Origin of the sequence: Plantactinospora sp. CA-290183, assembly GCF_050936375.1 — a bacterium.
Taxonomy (GTDB): domain Bacteria; phylum Actinomycetota; class Actinomycetes; order Mycobacteriales; family Micromonosporaceae; genus Plantactinospora.
In genome coordinates, this window is sequence record NZ_JBNJMX010000001.1 from 392,464 (window position 1) to 409,996 (window position 17,533).

Here is a 17,533-nt window from a genome sequence, read left to right on the forward strand (position 1 = left end):
GATCGGGCATGGGCCGTACGAGCGGCGGTCACGTCGTCAGGGTCTGGTGAGGATGACGAGTTGGCGGGTCGCCCGGGTCATCGCGACGTAGCGGTCGACCGCTCCCTCGACGCCTTCGCCGAAGGCCTCCGGGTCGACGAGGACCACCAGGTCGAACTCGAGCCCCTTCGACAGCTCCGGGCTCAGCGACCGTACCCGGGACGTCGCCGGGAACGTGGGATCGCCGATGACGCAGGCGATCCCTTCGGCGTGCGTGGCGAGCCAGGTGTCGAGGATCGCGTCCCGCTCGGACGCGGATCCGTGTACGACGGGGAGGTCGCCGCTGCGGATCGAGGTCGGCACGTTGGCGTCCGGGAGCACGGCCCGGATGACCGGCTCGGCTTCCGCCATGACCTCTTTCGGGGTCCGGTAGTTGACGCTCAGGGAGGCCAGGCTGATCCGGTCGAGCCCGACCCGCTTGAGCCGTTCCTGCCACGACTCGGTGAAGCCACGCCGGGCCTGGGCGCGGTCGCCGACGATGGTGAAGCTCCGGGACGGGCAGCGCAGCAGCAGCATCTGCCACTGCGCGTCGGTCAGTTCCTGAGCCTCGTCCACGACGATGTGCGCGAACGGGCCGGCGAGCCGGTCCGGCTCGGCGCCGGGCAGTGCCGCCTCGTCGACCAGGGCGTCCTGGAGATCCAGTTGGCGCAGGCTCGTCAGCACACCTTCGCCGTCGTCATAGGCGGCGGCCTCGATCAGCTCGTCGACGACCGTGGCCATGCGGGCGCGTTCGGCGGTGACAGCGGTGTGGTGCCGGCGGTTGCGCCGGGACGCCTCCGGGTCGCCGAGCCGCTGCCGTGCCGCGTCCAGCAGCGGCAGGTCGGACTCCGTCCAGGCCCGGGCATCGCCGCGTTGCAGCTTCCGGACTTCGTCGGGGCTGAGCCAGGGGGCGCACCTGCGCAGATAGGCGGGCACCGACCACAGGTCCGCGACGAGATCGGTCGCTTCGAGCAGCGGCCAGGCGCGGGTGAAGGTCGTACGCAGCTCCCTGTTCTGGAGCAGCGACCTGCGGACCAGGTCGTCCGGCTCGTCGCCGTCGTACTTCTCCAGCAGGATCGTGAGCAGTTCCGCCCAGATCTCGTCGCGCGCCTCGTTGTGCGGGGCACCGGGGCCCGCCGCCTCGAACGCCTCGGCCCAGTCGTCGGCACTCAGCCAGATGTCGGACTCGCCGGTGGTGACCGTCATCGGCTTGGCCGGCGGCTCCTCGTAGAAGCTGACGGCCGCCTCGATCGCCTTCACCAGGTCCGCGGACGACTTCAGGCGGGCCACCTCCGGGTCGGTCTCGATCGCCGCCGCGGCTCCCTCGGCGACGAGGTCCCGCAGGGTACAGATCTGCACGTCCTCCTCTCCGAGGCTGGGCAGGACGTCGGAGACGTAGCTCAGGTAGGGCTGGTGCGGACCGACGAACAACACGCCGCCCCGGCGGTCACCGAGACGAGGGTCGGAGTAGAGGAGGTAGGCGGTGCGGTGCAGGGCGACGACCGTCTTCCCCGTACCCGGACCGCCGTCGACGACGAGAGCGCCCCGGGATCCCGCCCGGATGATGGCGTCCTGGTCGGCCTGGATGGTGCCGAGCACGTCACGCATCCGGGCCGACCGGTTGCCGCCCAGGCTGGCGATGAAGGCGGACTGGTCGTCGAGCGCGGCGTGCCCGACGAAGCCGTCCGAGGTGAACACCTCGTCCCAGTAGTCGCTGATCCGGCCGCGGGTCCAGCGGTACCTGCGGCGGCTGACCAGACCCATCGGGTTGGCGTGGGTCGCTCCGAAGAACGGCTCCGCCGCGGGGGAGCGCCAGTCGACCAACAGCCGGCGACCCGCGCTGTCGGTGAGGCCGAACCGGCCGACGTACACCGGCTCGGGGTTGTCCGCGCCGACCATGCGTCCGAGGCACAGGTCCAGACTGAAGCGACGCAGTGCGCGTAGCCGGGCGGTCAGCCGGCGGATCTCCATGTCCCGGACCACCGCCTGCCGGCCTCCGCCGCCGGGCGCCCTGCGCTCGGCGGCGAGGCGGTCGGACAGGTCAGCGGTCGACTGTTCGAGGCTCTCCGCGATGGCCGCGAAGTGCCGTTCGTCGTCGGCGATCAGCGTCGGGTCGGCCTTGGCGGAGAGCCGGCCGGGAAGGTCGAACGCGCTGTCGGTCAAAGGATTCAATTCAACGGTTCCGATCTGAGGTCGCTTACCACCACTGCACACGCCCGGCCGGCCCGGCGGTACGCCGGCAGCGACACACACATTCCGTGGCTTCCATTTCCGCAGGTTCTGGCCTTGGCCGGTGATTCTGCGGCACAACCCGGGTCTTGCCGCAAGTCCCCCCGTGCGTTATATTCTGAGAGTGGAAAGGACTGGTCACTCCCCTTTTCCGTGATCGTCCGAATCTCTCGGTGGCCCCCCGCATGCAACCGCAGAACGAGAAGTTCTTCGCTCTATTCTGCAGGTGCGGCCCGGACGTCGGCGAAACCGACGCAATTGTCCCGGAGTTCGTCGTCACCGGCCGTCAGTCAGATTGTTGGCACCCGTAATCCTGTGTGGATCGTTCGGCCGCGCGTAGGCTGAGGGCGGCTTCCGGCAATCTGCGCCAAGAGCCCTTTCGGTGCCCCGGAAACACGTACATCGGGGTAATGGTTGTCGTATCGGCCCGCGAGCAGACCCGGCCCGTCCCCGCCGTCCGATATGGACGTGCTGTCCGATGGACCGAAGGCCCCGCTGTCCGTGCATCCGTCAGCGTGGCGTACCCGAAAAGAGAGGTCACCGATGAAACGGACGAAAATCGCCGCCGCCGCGGTCGCGCTCGCGGTGCTGACCTGGCCCGGCACCGCAGCCGCGGCAGCGCCGGCCAACGACGACTTCGACAACGCGACCACCGTCACCGAGCCGCTACCGTTCACCGCGGTCTCCAGTGCTGACGCGACAACAGCGCCGGACGATCCGACGACGTGCTCCGAGGCCATCGCCACCGTCTGGTACCGCTACACCCCGACCCGCACCGGCACGTACGTGGTGACCGGCACCGCAGAACCGTACGGCGCCTACCTGTCGATCTTCACCGGCACCCGGGGCGCCCTGACCCCGGTCCTCTGCGGCAGCGGCACCAACGCCTGGTCCGCCGAGGCCGGCACCACCTACTACTTCATGGTCAGCGCCTTCCCGTGGTCGCCGCCGGGAGACTTCACGTTCACCCTGGAGGGCCCGTCCGCGATCGACGTCACGCTCGACCCGCAGGGGCGGTTCGCCCCGCACACCGGCGTCGCGCGGATCTCCGGCACCGTGACCTGCCTCGCCGTCGGACTCGCCCGGGTCGACGGCGAGCTGCGGCAGAGGGCCGGGCGTCTGATCGTCTCCGGACGCTTCACCACGGGCGCGCTCACCTGCGACGGGACGCCGAGGCGTTGGGCGGCCGAGGTCGCGGGCGACAACGGCAGGTTCGCGGGGGGCCGGGCCACCGCGCGGGTGCGTGCCGAGGGCTGCCCCGACGCCGTGACCTGCCTGAGCGACGTCGCGGAGAGCACCGTCCAGCTGACCCGGCGACGCGCGGGCTCCGTACGGTGACGCGGGGCCTGACCGTCCGTTCTCGCGGTCACATCAGGTAGGTCAGGCTGATCCGAAGACGAGGACGGAGGCGGCCAGTAGCCCGCTGAGCGTGGTTCCCAGCAGTATCAGCGCATGGTTGACCCGGAGCCCTTCATGGCGGCGAGCTGGATCAGATTGCCGCAGGTGTCGTCGAAGACGGCGGTGACCACCGGCCCCAGGTCGGTCGCGTCCTGGGTGAACTCGACGCCCAGCCCCTTGAGCCGCTCCACCTCGGCGTACACGTCGTCGACGGCGAACTGGGTGAACGGGATGCCGTCCGCGACCAGGGCACTCTTGAACGGACCCGCCGCCGGGTGGCCGTCCGGCTCCAGCAGCAGCTCGACGCCGTCCGGGTTGGCGGGGGAGACCACGGTGAGCCAGCGGGCCCCGCCGGCGGGCTCGTCGGTCTTCTTGATGAAGCCCAGCTTCTCGGTGTAGAAGGCAAGCGCCTTGGCCTGGTCGTCGACGGGCACGCTGGTGATGTTGATCCGAATCACGGGTTCGGTTCCTCTCGGTCGATGGGCCACCGCTCGACGATCGAGCGCAGCGGGCCCGTGTCGATGTGGTGGAACTTGTACCGGCCCTGCCGCCGGGTGTGCACCAGGCCGGCCTGTTCGAGGACGGCGAGGTGCTGCGAGATGGCCTGGCGCGAGGAGGCCAGGCCGTGCTTCATGGTCAGCCGGCCGCAGATTTCGAACAGTGTCTGACCGTCCCTGTCGGTCAGCTCGTCCAGGATGGTGCGTCGCGTCGCGTCACCGATGGCCCTGAACAGGTCGGAGTCTGCGTCCACGGACACAGTTATAGGCAAGTGACCACTTGCCTGTCAAGGGAATGGCCCGCACCGAGCGACTGACCCCGGACCGGCTGTCGGGGGAGAACCAGGGTGTTCCCCGATATGTCCGTCGCCCCGGCTCCGGCAGCGTCGATCTCGACGAATGCCCACGGGGGGTCGGAATGAAGCGAGTGTTTCGGTCGCTGATGACCGCGACGGCAGCCCTGGCGGTGACCGCGGTGCCGGCCGCTGCCACCGCCGGGCCGGAGGAAACCGATCGGGCCGGGCTGCAGAGTCGGCTGGACGACGTCGTCGCCGTGGGCGCGGTGGGCGCGCTGGCGGAGGTGCGTGACGAGCACGGCGTGTGGCGGGGCACCAGCGGGGTCGCCGAGGTGGGCACGACGCGGGCGGTCCCGGTCCACGGCCGGTTCCGGGCGGGCAGCATCACGAAGACGTTCCTCGCCACCGTCGTCCTGCAACTCGTCGACGGGGGTCGGCTGCGGCTGGACGACACGGTGGAGGCGTGGCTGCCCGGAGTCGTCCCGGACGGTCGCCGCATCACCCTGCGGCACCTGCTCAACCACACGAGCGGGCTGTACGACTACCTGCACACCCTGCCGATGCCACCGGAACCGGAGTTCGTGGCCAACCGGTGGCGCACCTGGACCGCGGCCGAGCTGACCCGACGCGCCCTGGCCAACCCGCCGACCTTCGAACCGCCGGGGTCGGCCTTCGCGTACTCGAACACCAACTACCTCCTGCTCGGCCAGATCGTCGAGCGGGTCACCGGCCGCCCGTACGGCAGGGAGATCGAGCGCCGGATCATCCAACCGCTGCGGTTGGGCGGTACCGAGATGCCGGGGACGTCGCCGTGGATCCGCGGGCCGCATCCGCGCGGCTACGTGCCCGGCGAGGTGCACCTCCTCGACTACACGGAGATGAACCCGTCGGTGCTGGGCGCGGGTGGAGAGCTGATCTCCACGACGGGGGATCTCAACCGGTTCTTCGCGGCACTGCTCGGTGGGCACCTGCTGCCCGATCACCTGCTCGACGAGATGCGGACCCCGGGCATCGAGGGCGGCCGGACGTACGGGCTCGGGCTGGCCTGGCGGGACACCTCCTGCGGAGTCCGGGTGTACGGCAACGACGGCGACGCTCTGACGTACCAGTCCTGGTCCTTCTCCACAGAGGACGGGCGCCGCCAGGTCACGGTCGCGCTCACGCCGGACTTCCGCGACGACCCCGACGATGTCGTCGACGCGTTCCTGGACGACGCCATCTGCGCCCCGAGCGGGGCCCTCAGCGCAGCTCCGGCGTCACCAGACCGGTCTCGTACGCCGTGATGACGAGCTGCGCCCGGTCCCGGGCGGCGAGCTTGCTGAGCAGGCGTCCGATGTGGGTCTTCACGGTACCGAGCGTCACGTGCAGGTGCTGCGCGATCTCCGTGTTGGACAGCCCGCGGGCGATCAGGGTCAGCACCTCACGTTCCCGCCCGGTGATGACCTCCAGCCCGGGTGGCGCCTTGCCGACCGGCCGGGCCTGCCGGGTGAACGTGGTGATCAGTCGTCGGGTGACCCGGGGTGCCAGCAGCGCCTCGCCGGCGGCGACCACCCGGATGCCGGCCAGCAGCTCGGCCGCCGTGACGTCCTTGACCAGGAACCCGCTGGCACCGGCCCGCAGGGCGGCGTAGACGTACTCGTCCAGGTCGAACGTGCTGAGGATGAGCACCCGTACCGGGGCGGTCTGCGACCCGGCGCAGATCTGCCGCGTCGCCTCGATGCCGTCCATGTCCGGCATCCGGACATCCATCAGCACCACGTCCGGCAGGTGCTGCCGGGCCAGCCGCACCGCCTCGGCGCCGGTGCCGGCCTCACCCACCGTGGTGAAGCCCGGCGACGCGTCGAGCAGGGCCCGGAAGCTTTCCCGGATGAGGGCGTGGTCGTCGGCGAGGAGCACCCCGATGTCCGGCGCGGAGGAGGGAGCCGGGACGGACGGTGGATCCGTCATGCGCTCTCCTCCGCCGCGACGTACGGGATGTCGGCCACCACCTGGAATCCGCCCTCCGGCCGCGGCCCGGTACGCAGGGTGCCGCCGTACATCGTCACCCGCTCGCGCATGCCGATCAGGCCCTGCCCGGGGGGCCGCCGGGCGGACGACCGCCGCGCACGGCCGTCGTCCAGGATCTCGATGTGCACACCGCCGTCCCGGGCCCGCACCGTCACCTGGCAGTGGCCGGCGTTCGCATGCTTCACCACGTTCGTCAGCGATTCCTGGACGATCCGGAAAACGGTGAGGTCGACCGCCTGCGGCAGGTCGTCGGCGCCGTCCACGCGCAGGTCCACCCGCAGCCCGGCGGACCGGAGCCGGTCGGCGAGGTCGGGCAGGTCGGCGCTCGCGGGTGACGGGCCGAGTTCGGCGGCCGGCTCGGTCTCCGACCGCAGCACGTCGAGCAGCCGTCGGATCTCGGTGAGCGCGGCCCGGCTCGTCCGCTCGATGGTCAGCAGGGCGGCCCGTGTCTCGGCCGGTCGCTGCGCGGCGATGTGGTTGGCCACGGTGGCCTTCACCGCGATCAGGCTCATGCTGTGCCCGACGATGTCGTGCAGTTCGCGGGCGATCCGCAGCCGCTCGGCGGCCACCGCGTCCCGCGCGAGTTGGCGGGCGGAGTCGGCCTGGACCGCCCGGCGCCACCGGACCACCCGACCGGTGGCCCAGGCCGCGGTCACCGCCACGGCGACCACGCCGAGCTCGACCTGCCACCACAACGGCGCCTCGCTGCCGGGCGCGTCGGCCGGGGTGATTTCGGACCGGTGGTAGAGCCACGGAATGGTGACTGCCGGCGCGGCCAGGCCGCCGGCCAGGGCGACCGTCGCCGCGACGGGGCCCGCCGAGGTGGCCGCCGGGTAGAGCGCCAGCGCGACGGGCGCGTACGTCGTCCAGATGACCCCGGTCCCCACGACGCCGAGCGTGGTCGCCGCCGCGGCGGCGACCACCACGCAGCCGAGCACCGGCAACGGCCACCGGCGGCGGACCGCCAGCGGAAGCCCCACCGCGGCGCCGGCCAGCCACGCCACCCAGGCCGGGCCGGGGTAGGCCGGACCCGGCGGGTCGAGCGTGGCGGTGGCCGCCAGATATCCCAGTACGACGGCGGTCACGGTGTCCACCACGGTGCCGCGTACCTCGAATCCGGACGGCCGCGCTCGGCCCCGGTCCTGCCCGGAACGCATGCGGTCACGCTATCCCGGCGTCCGGGACGGCGCGTCTGACCGTGGTATGACACGGATTTCCGACCATGGTCAGACGCGCGGGGCGGCCGGCCCCTGAAACCGTCTCCCTATGATCGCGGTAAGGGAGCTGACCAAGCGGTACGGAACGACACTGGCACTCGACCACCTGTCGTTCGAGGTCCGTCCGGGGGTGGTGACCGGCTTTCTCGGTCCGAACGGAGCGGGCAAGTCCACCACGCTACGAATCATGCTCGGCCTGCACCACCCGACCTCCGGCGAGGCGTTGGTCGGCAACCGTCGGTACGCCCGGATCCGCCGCCCGATCCACGAGGTGGGCGCCGTGCTCGACGCCGACGCCGCCCACCCCGGCCGCACCGCCTTCCACCACCTCGCCTGCCTCGCCCGCAGCAACGGCATCGGCAGGACCCGCGTGACGGCGGTACTGGAGCAGGTCGGCCTGGCGAGCGTGGCGCACAAACGGGTGCGCGGGTTCTCGCTCGGCATGCGGCAACGTCTCGGGATCGCCGGCGCACTGCTCGGCGACCCGGCCGTGATCCTGCTCGACGAGCCGGTCAACGGGCTGGACGCGGCCGGCATCCGGTGGATCCGCTCCACCCTGCGGTCCCTGGCCGCCCAGGGCCGCACCGTGCTGCTCTCCAGCCACCTGATGAGCGAGATGGCGGTCACCGTCGACCACGTGCTGATCATCGGCCGGGGCCGGCTGCTCGAAGAGACCTCCATGACGCGGCTGCGCGACCGGTTCGAACGCGACGTGCTCGTGCGGTCTCCGGGGGCAGCCCAGCTCGCCCCCATCCTGACCGGCCTCGGAGCGTCCGTCACGGCCACGGACGACGGCGGGCTCGTCGCGGTCGGCGTGGACGCGCCCACCATCGGCGACGCCGCCGCGGCGGCGTCGATCCCGATCCACGGGCTGACGCCGCGCAGCGCCACGCTCGAGGACGTCTACCTGGAGATGACCAGCGAGGCGGTCGAGTACCGGACCGTCGAGGAGAGGACGGCACGACCATGACCACGCTGCGAAACCCTCCGGTCGCGGTCGACGCCAGCAGGGCCGCGCTCCCGACCGTGTCGCGCTGCCGGGTGTTCCGGGACGCGGTGGCCGCCGAGTGGATGAGGATCGGAACCCTCCGGTCGACGTACGCGTTCCTCGGCGGCGGCCTGGCGGCGACCCTGCTCGGGATGCTGATCCTGTTCCTCCTGATCCAGTCCTTCGACCAGGCGACGCCGGCCGAGCGGTCGAACTACGAGACGGCCGACCCGACCGTGGTGGTCATGCCGTTCGTGATGTTCTTCGTCGGGTCGATCGGCGCCATGTCGATCACGACCGAGTTCGGTACCGGCTCCATCGGCCCCGGCCTGCTGGCCGTGCCGCAGCGCCGGCTTCTGCTGGGCGCCAAGGCGACGGTGGCCGGCACGCTGGGCTACCTCGGCGGGTTGCTGTTCGCGATGTTGTCCTTCGCCGGCGCGACCCTGTTGCTGGGCGACCGTCCGGCACCGCTCAACCCCTGGCCGAACTGGCCGGACGCGCTGCCGACGGTGTTCACCTCGGCGCTCGTCGTGCTGGTCACCAGCCTGGTGGCGCTGGGGCTGGGGACCGTGCTGCGCTCGACCGCGGCGACGCTGGCGACCCTGGGCGGCCTCGTCCTGGTGGCGCCCGTCTTCGCGCACTTCCTGCCGACGACGTGGCACCTGCGGTTCGGTTCGATCCTCCTGCCGAACCTGACACCACAGCTCGTGGGCAGCCCCCACGCGTACGTGCTGCCGCCGGCCGGAGCGGCGGCCGTGACGGTCGCGTACGTGGTCATCGCCCTCGGTGCCGGGAGCGTCGCCTTCAGTCGGCGCGACGCGGCCTGACCCGGACGTCGGCCCGCGGTACTCTGTACAATGTAAGGTGTTTAGTAGCCGTCCCCAGGAGCGTCCCGTGAACGATCAGAGCCCGTACACCGCCACCGGCTTCACCCCGACCGATGAGCAGGTCCAGGGGCTTCTCGACTGGTTCGCCGAGTACGACGCGCACGTCGTCGAGGGCGACGTCGAGGCGATGGCCGAGATGGCGTTGTTCCCACTGGTGGTGATGACGAACGACTCGGCCGGCGAGTGCGTCGCCCAGGAGTGGGACCGGGCGACGTTCGTGCGGGCAATGAGCATGGCTACCGGCGAGGCGACACCGCGGCTGGAGAATCACCGCGCGCCGGTGTTCCTCGGCCCGGACCTCGCGGTCGTCACCACGAACACCACGGCGACCACCGGCGACGAGGTCGCGTACATGCGATATGTCGACATCATGGCCAAGGCCGGCGGCCGGTGGCGGTTCAAGAGCATGGTCCAGGCCGGCTGGGGCGACATGATGCGGCAGTACCTGGACGCATAGCCCGGCGAGTCGGGGTTGTGCGAAGGGGGGCGGTACGCGTTCTCCGACCGGCCGGTCGCCGCGCCGGACCCCGGACCGGAACCGCCCACCCCACCCCACCTGAATGAAGCCCGAGGCCGGGTTCCCCGGACGTCGGCACCGCCGCACCGTCAGCGGACCGGCCCGCTCGTCGTCCCCGCGGTGCTGGTGGGGGTGTACCCGTCGATCCGCACATCCCGGCTGACCCCACCGAGGCGTTGGCCGCAACCGGACAGGCTGCCTCGGCGCCACGTGCACCCGCCGGCTCGACGACACCGGAGAGCTAGACAGCGGCACTCCGTATCACCTAGCGTCGGATGTGGATCACCCTACCCGCCCTCGGACCCGCCGGTGTCCAATGAGGAATCGGGCGGTGACCGAGCCGAGTACCCGCACCAGAAGGCCGAAGGGAGCCCTCCGGCGGCATGTCATGGCGAGCCGGCGGACTCCGCGCTGTTCCACGTCGACCGCGGACGGGGGCCGCGCCCTGGTCGCGACGTGCCCAGACCCAGGGGACCACGAGAAGGGCATCATGACCGACACGCAGTTCATCCACGAAGCGAGAGTCCGTCGGTTCTACGACGAGAGCGATGGCGAGGGTGCCGGCCGGGCGTACTCGGATCTGATGGGCCCGGTCTGGCATCACGGTGCGCGGGACGCCGAGCAGGCCGGCAAGTCCGTGCTGGAGGCGGCGGAGATCCTGGAACGCCGCCTGATGGACCTGGCCGGGCTCGGGGCCGGGATGCGTGCCCTGGACTTCGGGTCGGGGCCCGGCGGCGCGACCACGAACATGGCGCGGATGACGGGCGCCCATTTCGTCGGAGTGTCCAACACCGAGACGCTCAGTCAGCGCGCCCGTCAACTGGCCGCCGACAGGGGGTTGGACGATCAGGTCAGCTTCCTGACGATCGGCGACCGCGACTATCGCACCCTGGCCGCGTGGCCCGACGCCAGCTTCGACGCGGTCACGTTCTTCGAGTCGGTCTGCCACCTGCCTGACAAGCCGGCGTTCTTCTCCGCTGCTTTCCGGCTGCTCAAGCCGGGCGGTCGGCTGGTGGGGCTGGACTGGCTGCAACGCCCGTTCGGCCCCTACCAGACCGACGAGCAGATCCAGGCCATCATCGGCCCGGTCTGTGAGCACATCCGCCTGGCCGAGCTGGGCACGTTGCAGAGCTACACCGCCATGATGCGCGCCGCCGGGTTCGAGGTCACCGACGCGGTGGACGAGTTTGACGGGGAGCCGTGCTGGGGCAGCACCCCGCCGGAGGACCGCGAGCGGTGGCTGACCTACAGCGGCCCGTCCGGTGAGCTGTTCCAGGACGGTAAGAGGGCCTTGGACGCCGCCCGGGCCGCCGGGGTGTTCACCGTGGGTTGGTTCGCGGCAACCCGCCCCGGTCGGTAAGCGGGCGCCGGTGCTCCCGTGGGAGCAGGCAACGTGACGTCGCGAGTGGACCGTGGTACCGCCATTCTCGCCGCGCTGCGGGACAACGGCCGCCACGGTTGACGCCCGCCGATCCGGAATCGCAGGTGAATCCGAGGCCGGGGACAGCGGGGCGTAACAAGGGCGATCCGACCTCTTCGGACCGGCAAGCCGGTGTGTGAGAGTGGGTCGCCCGCCTGACCAGTACAAACAAAAGGCACCAATAGGTTTGCTGGCACACGGCCTGGTGCGAGAGTGGACACACCGGTAGGGTTGCCCACACATCGGCGTTGGCCGGCTGGGCATCGCCCGCCGGTTCTCCTCGCTGCCCATGATTGGATTGAAGTTGGCGCATAATCAGGCCGACCCCGCGAGCGTGCGAACCGGATCGAACAGCCACGATCAGCCAGCGGCGTCGAGTCGACGCCGTGGTCGACAGCAGTCCATCAAGCGCCGGGTCGTCAGGCTGGTGCTGGTCCCCAGCGTCGTTGCGGTGGTCCTGTGGCTGGTGGCGTCCGGCTATCTGGTCTTCCAGGGTTTCTACAACCGTGAGGTCGCCAACGGCGTCCGCCAGGTGTCGATTCCAGCGGTTCCCGCGCTGGCTTCGGTCCAGCAGGAGCGGCGGTTGAGCATCGCCTACCTGGCTCAGCCGTCGAGAGGACTGCAAGGACTGCTCGAGCAACGGCAGCAGACCGATCGGCAACTGTCGGCTCTGCGTACCGTCGCCGACGAGGCGCTGGGCAACGCGCCGGACTCCATCGTGGGGCGCTGGGAAACGCTGGCCGGCTATCTGGACCAGATCCCGAGCACCCGGAGCACCGTGGACGCCCGGTCGGCGAGTGGGCAGAACATCTACGATTTCTACAACCGTCTGCTCGATGCCGCGACCAGCCTCTTCGACACCCAGGCCCGGGTGGTGCCCGATGTCACCGCGACAAAGGGCGGCATCGCCGGCATCGAGACCTTCCGCGCCAGCGACCTGATGTCCCGGGCCGGTTCGACCATTGACGGCGCTTTCGGGACCCGCAGGCTCAGCCAGCAGGACTATCTCGAATTCGTGAGCCTGGTGGGCGCCTACCGTTCCGGTCTGACCAACGTCGCACCGCACCTGCATCCGGACGCACGTCAGCGGTACGAGGCCATCGTGGCGAGCGACTCCTGGAAGGCGCTCGTCGCCGCGGAGAACGCACTCGTCGTCGGTGGCGTGTGGCGCGACGGCCCACCGGAGGGGTTGGCCGCCAGCAGGGCCCGCTGGGAGACGATCACCCGTCAGGTTTCCGACGAGTTGATCAACCTGACCATCATGCAGGCCGACAAGGTCTCCGCGGAGGCTCTGCACACCGGTAACAACCAGTTGCTGATCGCGTCGCTCGGCAGCCTGGTCGCGCTCTCCATCGCGATCGCCGCGATCCTGTGGGCGCTACGTCAGTCGCAGGTGCTGGTGGACCAGGCTCTCTCCGTCCGCCTGGCGCAGCTGGGCAAGGACGCGGCCGCGGTCGTGGACCAGCGGCTGCCGGCCATCATGGAGCGCCTGCGCCGGCGCGAAACGGTCGACCTCGCCGCCGAGCTTCCGGCGGGGGACTACGGAAGCGACGAGATCGGCCAGGTGGCGGACGTCATCAACAGGTCGTTGCAGGCCGCGGCCGGCGCGGCCGTCGACGAGGCGAAGACCCGGGCCGCCGGTACCGCGATGCTGATGGGCGTCGCGCGGCGTCCGCAGCGCCCCCTCCAGCGCGGGCTGCGGGTCATCGAGGACCTGCAGAACCGGATCGGGGACGAGAAGCTGCTGACGGAACTGTTCGACATCAACCACCAGCTCACGCAGACCCGGCGCTTCCTGGAAAATCTCGTCATCCTGGCCGGCGGGCAGATCGGCCGGCGTTTCCAGAAGCCGGTGCCGGTACGTCGCGTGCTGCTGGCGGCCTTCGCGGAGACGCAGCACTACCAGCGAATCACGTTGCGCAACGCGCCGGATGTGGCGCTGGCGGGGCACGCGGTGGCCGGCACCGTCCACCTGCTCGCCGAGTTGCTGGACAACGCGCTCGCGTTCTCCCCGCCCGGCACCGAGGTCTGGGTCACGTGCAGCGAGGTCAAGCGCGGCATCGCGGTGGAGATCGAGGACGCCGGCGTGGGCATGACGTCCGAGGCGCTGGAGCGCCTGAACGAGTTGCTGGCCACCGCCCCCACGCCGGACGTGACGGCGCTGAAGGACGGCGCACAGGTCGGTCTGTACGTGGTGGCCGAGCTGGCCAAGCGGGACGGCATCCAGGTGAGCCTCCGCACCTCGGCGTACGGGGGACTGCTGGCGATCGTGCTGCTACCGGAGCGCGTCATCACCACCGAGGGGGTCGACTCGGACCTGGACCGTACGGACGGGAACGCCCGCCTGCCGGTGATGGCCGCTTCGGTCTCCTCTCCGGACAACGCCGCTGGTCGTGCCCCGCGCCCGGCCGCGGTGCCCGCTGCCGCGAGGATCACGACCATCCCGAACGGAGCGGTACGGCAGCGACGAATTCCCGAAAGCGGCGAAGGCCGACGACCCGACCGCTCGGGCGGCATGATGAGTGACCCCTTACCGAACGGCGGCAGTCCCCGACGCCCGACAACCTCCACCGGACCCGTGGTGGGCGCCGGCCAGCCCGGCACGCAGGCCGCAACCCGGCCGCCCCTGCCGACCAGGGAGCCTCAACAGCACCTCGTGCCGGAGCTGCGCGACGACGACAGCCCGGCGGCCGCCGGATCGCAGAAGCCGGCGTGGTCCCCGAGGTCACCCGAGGAGGCCCGGGACCGTCTCTCGAAGTATCAACGGGCGTGGGCCGCCGGTCGGGCAGATGAGACGGAAACCAGTGACGACCAAGGTAGGAAAGCGTGACCAACCCGACTCCGCGTAATGACCTGACCTGGATGCTGGACGGCCTGGTCGAGGTCCCCGATGTGGTCTATGCAGTCGTCCTGTCCACAGACGGGTTGATCATTCAGAAGTCGACATCGCTGGCGCAGGACGCCGCGGAGCTCCTGGCCGCCGGCGCGTCCTCGCTGCACAGCGTCGCGGCGGGAATGGGCCGGCGGTTCGACAGTGGACCGGTGCAGCAGGTCATCATCGAATACCAGGGCCAGACCCTGTTCGTCGCCGCCGCCGGGCAGAACGCGCGTCTGGCCGTACTCTGTGAGCAGTCCGTCGACATGGGGACGGTGGCCTACGAGATGAGCCGCCTTGTCGCCCGTATCGGCGAGTACCTCGGCTCCGAGGCCCGCCCCAGCGCGGCGACGTCCAACGGTCAGCACGGGGCGCCGGCCAGATGACCTATGACGTGTGGGACGGCGACGACGAGGCGGAGGCCGGGCGGTTCGTGCCCCTGTACATCCTCGTCAACGGACGCACGAGTCCAAGGAACATCAACCTGGACCTCGCGACCCAGGTCATCGCCCTGCCGATCGACGCGACGCGGTTGGAGCCCGAGTACAAGGAGATCTTCAACCAGTGCACCAGCTGGGTGTCTATAGCTGAAATAGGTGCCTACCTGCATCGGCCGCTCACCATCACGAAGGTGATGGTCGATGTGCTCCTCGACCAGGGTGTTCTGGCCATCGGGTCACCGGCGCAGCAGAAGATCGCGGATCGTCGACTACTCGAAACGGTTCTCGCCGGCCTCCAACGACTTTAGACAAAGGGACTGACTAAACGTGGATCGCAAATCGGTCAAGGTCGTTGTCGCGGGCGGCTTCGGCACCGGCAAGACCACCTTGGTCGGATCGGTCAGCGAGATTCCTCCGTTGATCACCGAGGAGGTTCTGACTCAGGCCAGCGTCGGCGTGGACGACGTCACGGGCATCGAGGACAAGACGAGCACGACGGTCGCTCTGGACTTCGGGCGCATCACCATCACCTCCGACGTCGTGCTCTATCTGTTCGGTACGCCCGGGCAGGACCGGTTCTGGTTCATCTGGGATGAACTCGCCCAGGGGGCCGTCGGCGCGATCGTACTGATCGACACCAGAAGGCTGGGTACCAGCTTCGCGGCCATCGACTACTTCGAGCGGCGGGACATTCCTTTCGTCGCCGCGGTCAACCAGTTCTTCGGCGAGTGTGAGTACAACGAAGAGGAAATCCGTGCCGCGCTGAAACTGGATCCGATTGTCCCGCTCCTGTGGTGCGACGCGAGGGATCGGGCCTCAAGCAAGAACGCACTGATCGAGCTGGTGCGGCACGCCATGTCGCGCATGGCCGTCAACAGCTGATCGGGCGGATCGGTCCTGCGGCTTGGTGTGCCGCCGATGGCACACGAAGCCGCAGGACCGGAGCCGGCACAGCACGCCCCGGACGCCGCGCCGCGCGGGCGCCGGACCCGCCCTGGCGGTCCCGACCGCCGGGACCTCCCGCCGAGGCCGCGCGACTGGTCGACCCCAAGTTGGGCGCCGCGTGACGGTGCGGTCGGTCTCCCGGTGCCGCCCCGGGACCGCGGCCGGTTCGGTCGTGCGGCAGGTGTTCCGGCCTTCACCGGATGGCGAGAATATTTCGGGTACCGGCCCGCCGGACGCTCTCCGCCCTCGTCGCGGTAAGTGATCATTCGCGCCAGACCCCTGACTCCCCTGCGTGAGCGGGGACGTCATCTCCGCACCTCGAATGAATGCGATCGGTTATGTCGAGCGCCGGTATCCGGCGGTGGTAACTGTGTGAGACCAAACCGAGTCAGGCTGTGATATAGGTCTCACTCGACACTGTCGGATGGGGCATTCACCATGTATGAAACCGTGATCGACTTCTCGGTCGGCCGAGGCTCCCAAGGGCTGACCGGACACCTACTGGCGCCGCGGAGGTAACCGTCCTGGCTGTGCAGAATGACGTCGCGGCAATCCGACTGCAACAGACAGGACCGCATCCTCGCGCAATCACGTCTCGATGCGCGGGTGGGAGACAACCAATTTAACGTGGGCCAGGCCGAAAGGGAGAGTTGATGGGTGACTTGTCCCTCTTCGAGCACCTGAGTGGTCAGTTGACGCGCATGTGCGACGTTGCCGAGACGGATCCGAGTGCGCCCCTGGAATTGCTCGGCGACCTCCTCGGGACCTCTGGTTCACGCTCACTCGCCGAAGGACCGGCGTGGCCTTCCCAGGTCGCCGACGACCATACGCCGGTCGAGTTCTCAGTCGCCTTCAACGAGGGGGAGCCCCCCACGCTGCGGATCCTGGGTGAGGTGCTGGGGACGCCACCCGGTGTGCGGGCGAATCTGTCGGCCACGCGCCGCTTCCTCAGCAGACACGCCGACCTGCACCGCCCTCGCCAGACCCGACTTGATTCGGTGCAGGACCTGTTTCTCACCGAAGACCCGCAGGGAGCGTTCGGGCTCTGGTGCTCGTTAGTGTTCCGACACGGCCGCCTGCCCGAGTTCAAGGTCTACCTCAATCCGGAGGTCAAGGGAGTCGAGCGCGCGCCGGACCTGGTGGCCGAGGCGCTGCGCCAGCTGGGGCTGGAGGGCTCGTACCGCAGGATGCTGGACCACGGGATCCGCCCGGGCGAGCTGGGCCGCCGGGATCGCCTGACGTTCTTCGCGCTGGACCTGCACGACGGCCCACAGGCCCGCGTCAAGCTGTACCTGACCCATCACGACGCCGAAGTCCGGGACGTGGTGCGCGCGGCCGGCGCCGTCGACGGCGTCGACGGCGCGGAACTCGCCGAGTTCTGTGTGGCGGCCGGTGGCGGCACGCACCTCTTCGACGGCCGGCCGCTGGTGGGCAGCTACACCTTCACCAGGGGCGCTGAGAAACCGGTCGGGTACAGCGTCTACGTGCCGATTCGGGACTACGTCAGCGACGACGAGGAAGCCCGCGAACGGGTGGTGGCGCTGCTGGCTCGGTACGGATTCGACAGCGGGGAGCTCGATCGGACCATCGCCGCCGTGACGCAACGGCCCCTCGGGGAGGGCACCGGGCTGATCGCGCACGTCTCGCTGCGGCTCGGCCCGCCCCGCCCCGGCGTGACCGTCTACCTGTCCGCCGAGGCGTACGGGGTGGGTCCCGCACGTCCGCGGCGGGTTCCGGCGGTCCGTAACCCGGTGGAAGTCCCGGCCGGTCGCTCCACGGCCGGACATCTCTGATCATCT

16 protein-coding genes are annotated in these 17,533 nt (G+C 70.0%); 11 read left to right on the forward strand and 5 right to left on the reverse strand.

What is annotated here, in order from left to right:
- Nucleotides 1–36: 36 nt before the first annotated feature.
- The gene (helR, locus tag ACQEUR_RS01845; RefSeq protein ID WP_433024356.1) at nucleotides 37–2,181 is read right to left on the reverse strand and encodes an RNA polymerase recycling motor ATPase HelR; all 2,145 of its coding nucleotides are present in this window, start codon (nucleotides 2,179–2,181) and stop codon (nucleotides 37–39) included.
- 609 nt (nucleotides 2,182–2,790) lie between these two features.
- On the opposite strand from helR, the gene ACQEUR_RS01850 reads away from it, so the two are divergent.
- Nucleotides 2,791–3,585, forward strand: coding sequence for a hypothetical protein (locus ACQEUR_RS01850; RefSeq protein ID WP_433024358.1), 795 nt, complete (start codon nucleotides 2,791–2,793; stop codon nucleotides 3,583–3,585).
- 107 nt (nucleotides 3,586–3,692) lie between these two features.
- Here ACQEUR_RS01850 and ACQEUR_RS01855 read toward each other — a convergent pair whose 3' ends face one another.
- On the reverse strand, nucleotides 3,693–4,100 hold the full coding sequence (locus tag ACQEUR_RS01855) for a VOC family protein (RefSeq protein WP_433025879.1): 408 nt from the start codon (nucleotides 4,098–4,100) through the stop codon (nucleotides 3,693–3,695).
- Entirely contained in the window at nucleotides 4,100–4,396 is a 297-nt protein-coding gene (locus tag ACQEUR_RS01860) for an ArsR/SmtB family transcription factor (RefSeq protein WP_433024360.1), read from the reverse strand. The genes ACQEUR_RS01855 and ACQEUR_RS01860 overlap by 1 nt, the downstream gene beginning before the upstream one ends.
- Nucleotides 4,397–4,560: 164 nt before the next feature.
- On the opposite strand from ACQEUR_RS01860, the gene ACQEUR_RS01865 reads away from it, so the two are divergent.
- Nucleotides 4,561–5,721, forward strand: a complete 1,161-nt coding sequence (locus ACQEUR_RS01865) for a serine hydrolase domain-containing protein (RefSeq protein WP_433024362.1) — start codon at nucleotides 4,561–4,563, stop codon at nucleotides 5,719–5,721.
- Here ACQEUR_RS01865 and ACQEUR_RS01870 read toward each other — a convergent pair.
- Together ACQEUR_RS01870 and ACQEUR_RS01875 are read right to left on the reverse strand one after the other, a co-directional pair.
- A complete protein-coding gene (locus tag ACQEUR_RS01870; RefSeq protein ID WP_433024364.1) occupies nucleotides 5,678–6,385 on the reverse strand; it encodes a response regulator in 708 nt (235 codons plus the stop codon). The two genes, ACQEUR_RS01865 and ACQEUR_RS01870, sit on opposite strands and share 44 nt — an antisense overlap.
- Nucleotides 6,382–7,602 (reverse strand): sensor histidine kinase, encoded by a 1,221-nt coding sequence (locus ACQEUR_RS01875; RefSeq protein WP_433024366.1) that lies wholly within the window; start codon nucleotides 7,600–7,602, stop codon nucleotides 6,382–6,384. The genes ACQEUR_RS01870 and ACQEUR_RS01875 overlap by 4 nt, the downstream gene beginning before the upstream one ends.
- A 109-nt stretch (nucleotides 7,603–7,711) precedes the next feature.
- Here ACQEUR_RS01875 and ACQEUR_RS01880 point away from each other — a divergent pair, with 109 nt between their 5' ends.
- From ACQEUR_RS01880 to ACQEUR_RS01920, 9 genes are all read left to right on the forward strand, one after another.
- Nucleotides 7,712–8,632: an ABC transporter ATP-binding protein gene (locus ACQEUR_RS01880; protein WP_433024368.1), complete on the forward strand. Its 921-nt coding sequence runs from the start codon at nucleotides 7,712–7,714 to the stop codon at nucleotides 8,630–8,632.
- The gene (locus tag ACQEUR_RS01885; protein WP_433024370.1) at nucleotides 8,629–9,477 is read left to right on the forward strand and encodes an ABC transporter permease; all 849 of its coding nucleotides are present in this window, start codon (nucleotides 8,629–8,631) and stop codon (nucleotides 9,475–9,477) included. Before ACQEUR_RS01880 ends, ACQEUR_RS01885 begins: the two co-directional genes overlap by 4 nt.
- Nucleotides 9,478–9,544: 67 nt before the next feature.
- Nucleotides 9,545–9,994, forward strand: a complete 450-nt coding sequence (locus tag ACQEUR_RS01890) for a DUF4440 domain-containing protein (protein ID WP_433024372.1) — start codon at nucleotides 9,545–9,547, stop codon at nucleotides 9,992–9,994.
- Nucleotides 9,995–10,544: 550 nt separating this feature from the next.
- Nucleotides 10,545–11,414 carry an SAM-dependent methyltransferase gene (locus ACQEUR_RS01895; RefSeq protein WP_433024374.1) on the forward strand — a complete coding sequence of 290 codons (870 nt, stop codon included), beginning with the start codon at nucleotides 10,545–10,547 and terminating at the stop codon, nucleotides 11,412–11,414.
- A 511-nt stretch (nucleotides 11,415–11,925) separates the two neighbouring features.
- Nucleotides 11,926–14,304, forward strand: a complete 2,379-nt coding sequence (locus ACQEUR_RS01900) for a nitrate- and nitrite sensing domain-containing protein (protein WP_433024376.1) — start codon at nucleotides 11,926–11,928, stop codon at nucleotides 14,302–14,304.
- Nucleotides 14,301–14,735 carry a roadblock/LC7 domain-containing protein gene (locus tag ACQEUR_RS01905; protein WP_433024378.1) on the forward strand — a complete coding sequence of 145 codons (435 nt, stop codon included), beginning with the start codon at nucleotides 14,301–14,303 and terminating at the stop codon, nucleotides 14,733–14,735. Before ACQEUR_RS01900 ends, ACQEUR_RS01905 begins: the two co-directional genes overlap by 4 nt.
- Nucleotides 14,732–15,097 (forward strand): DUF742 domain-containing protein, encoded by a 366-nt coding sequence (locus ACQEUR_RS01910; protein WP_433024380.1) that lies wholly within the window; start codon nucleotides 14,732–14,734, stop codon nucleotides 15,095–15,097. The genes ACQEUR_RS01905 and ACQEUR_RS01910 overlap by 4 nt, the downstream gene beginning before the upstream one ends.
- Before the next feature lie 19 nt (nucleotides 15,098–15,116).
- The gene (locus ACQEUR_RS01915; RefSeq protein ID WP_433024382.1) at nucleotides 15,117–15,671 is read left to right on the forward strand and encodes a GTP-binding protein; all 555 of its coding nucleotides are present in this window, start codon (nucleotides 15,117–15,119) and stop codon (nucleotides 15,669–15,671) included.
- Between the two features lie 716 nt (nucleotides 15,672–16,387).
- Nucleotides 16,388–17,527: a tryptophan dimethylallyltransferase family protein gene (locus ACQEUR_RS01920; RefSeq protein WP_433024384.1), complete on the forward strand. Its 1,140-nt coding sequence runs from the start codon at nucleotides 16,388–16,390 to the stop codon at nucleotides 17,525–17,527.
- Nucleotides 17,528–17,533: the final 6 nt, after the last annotated feature.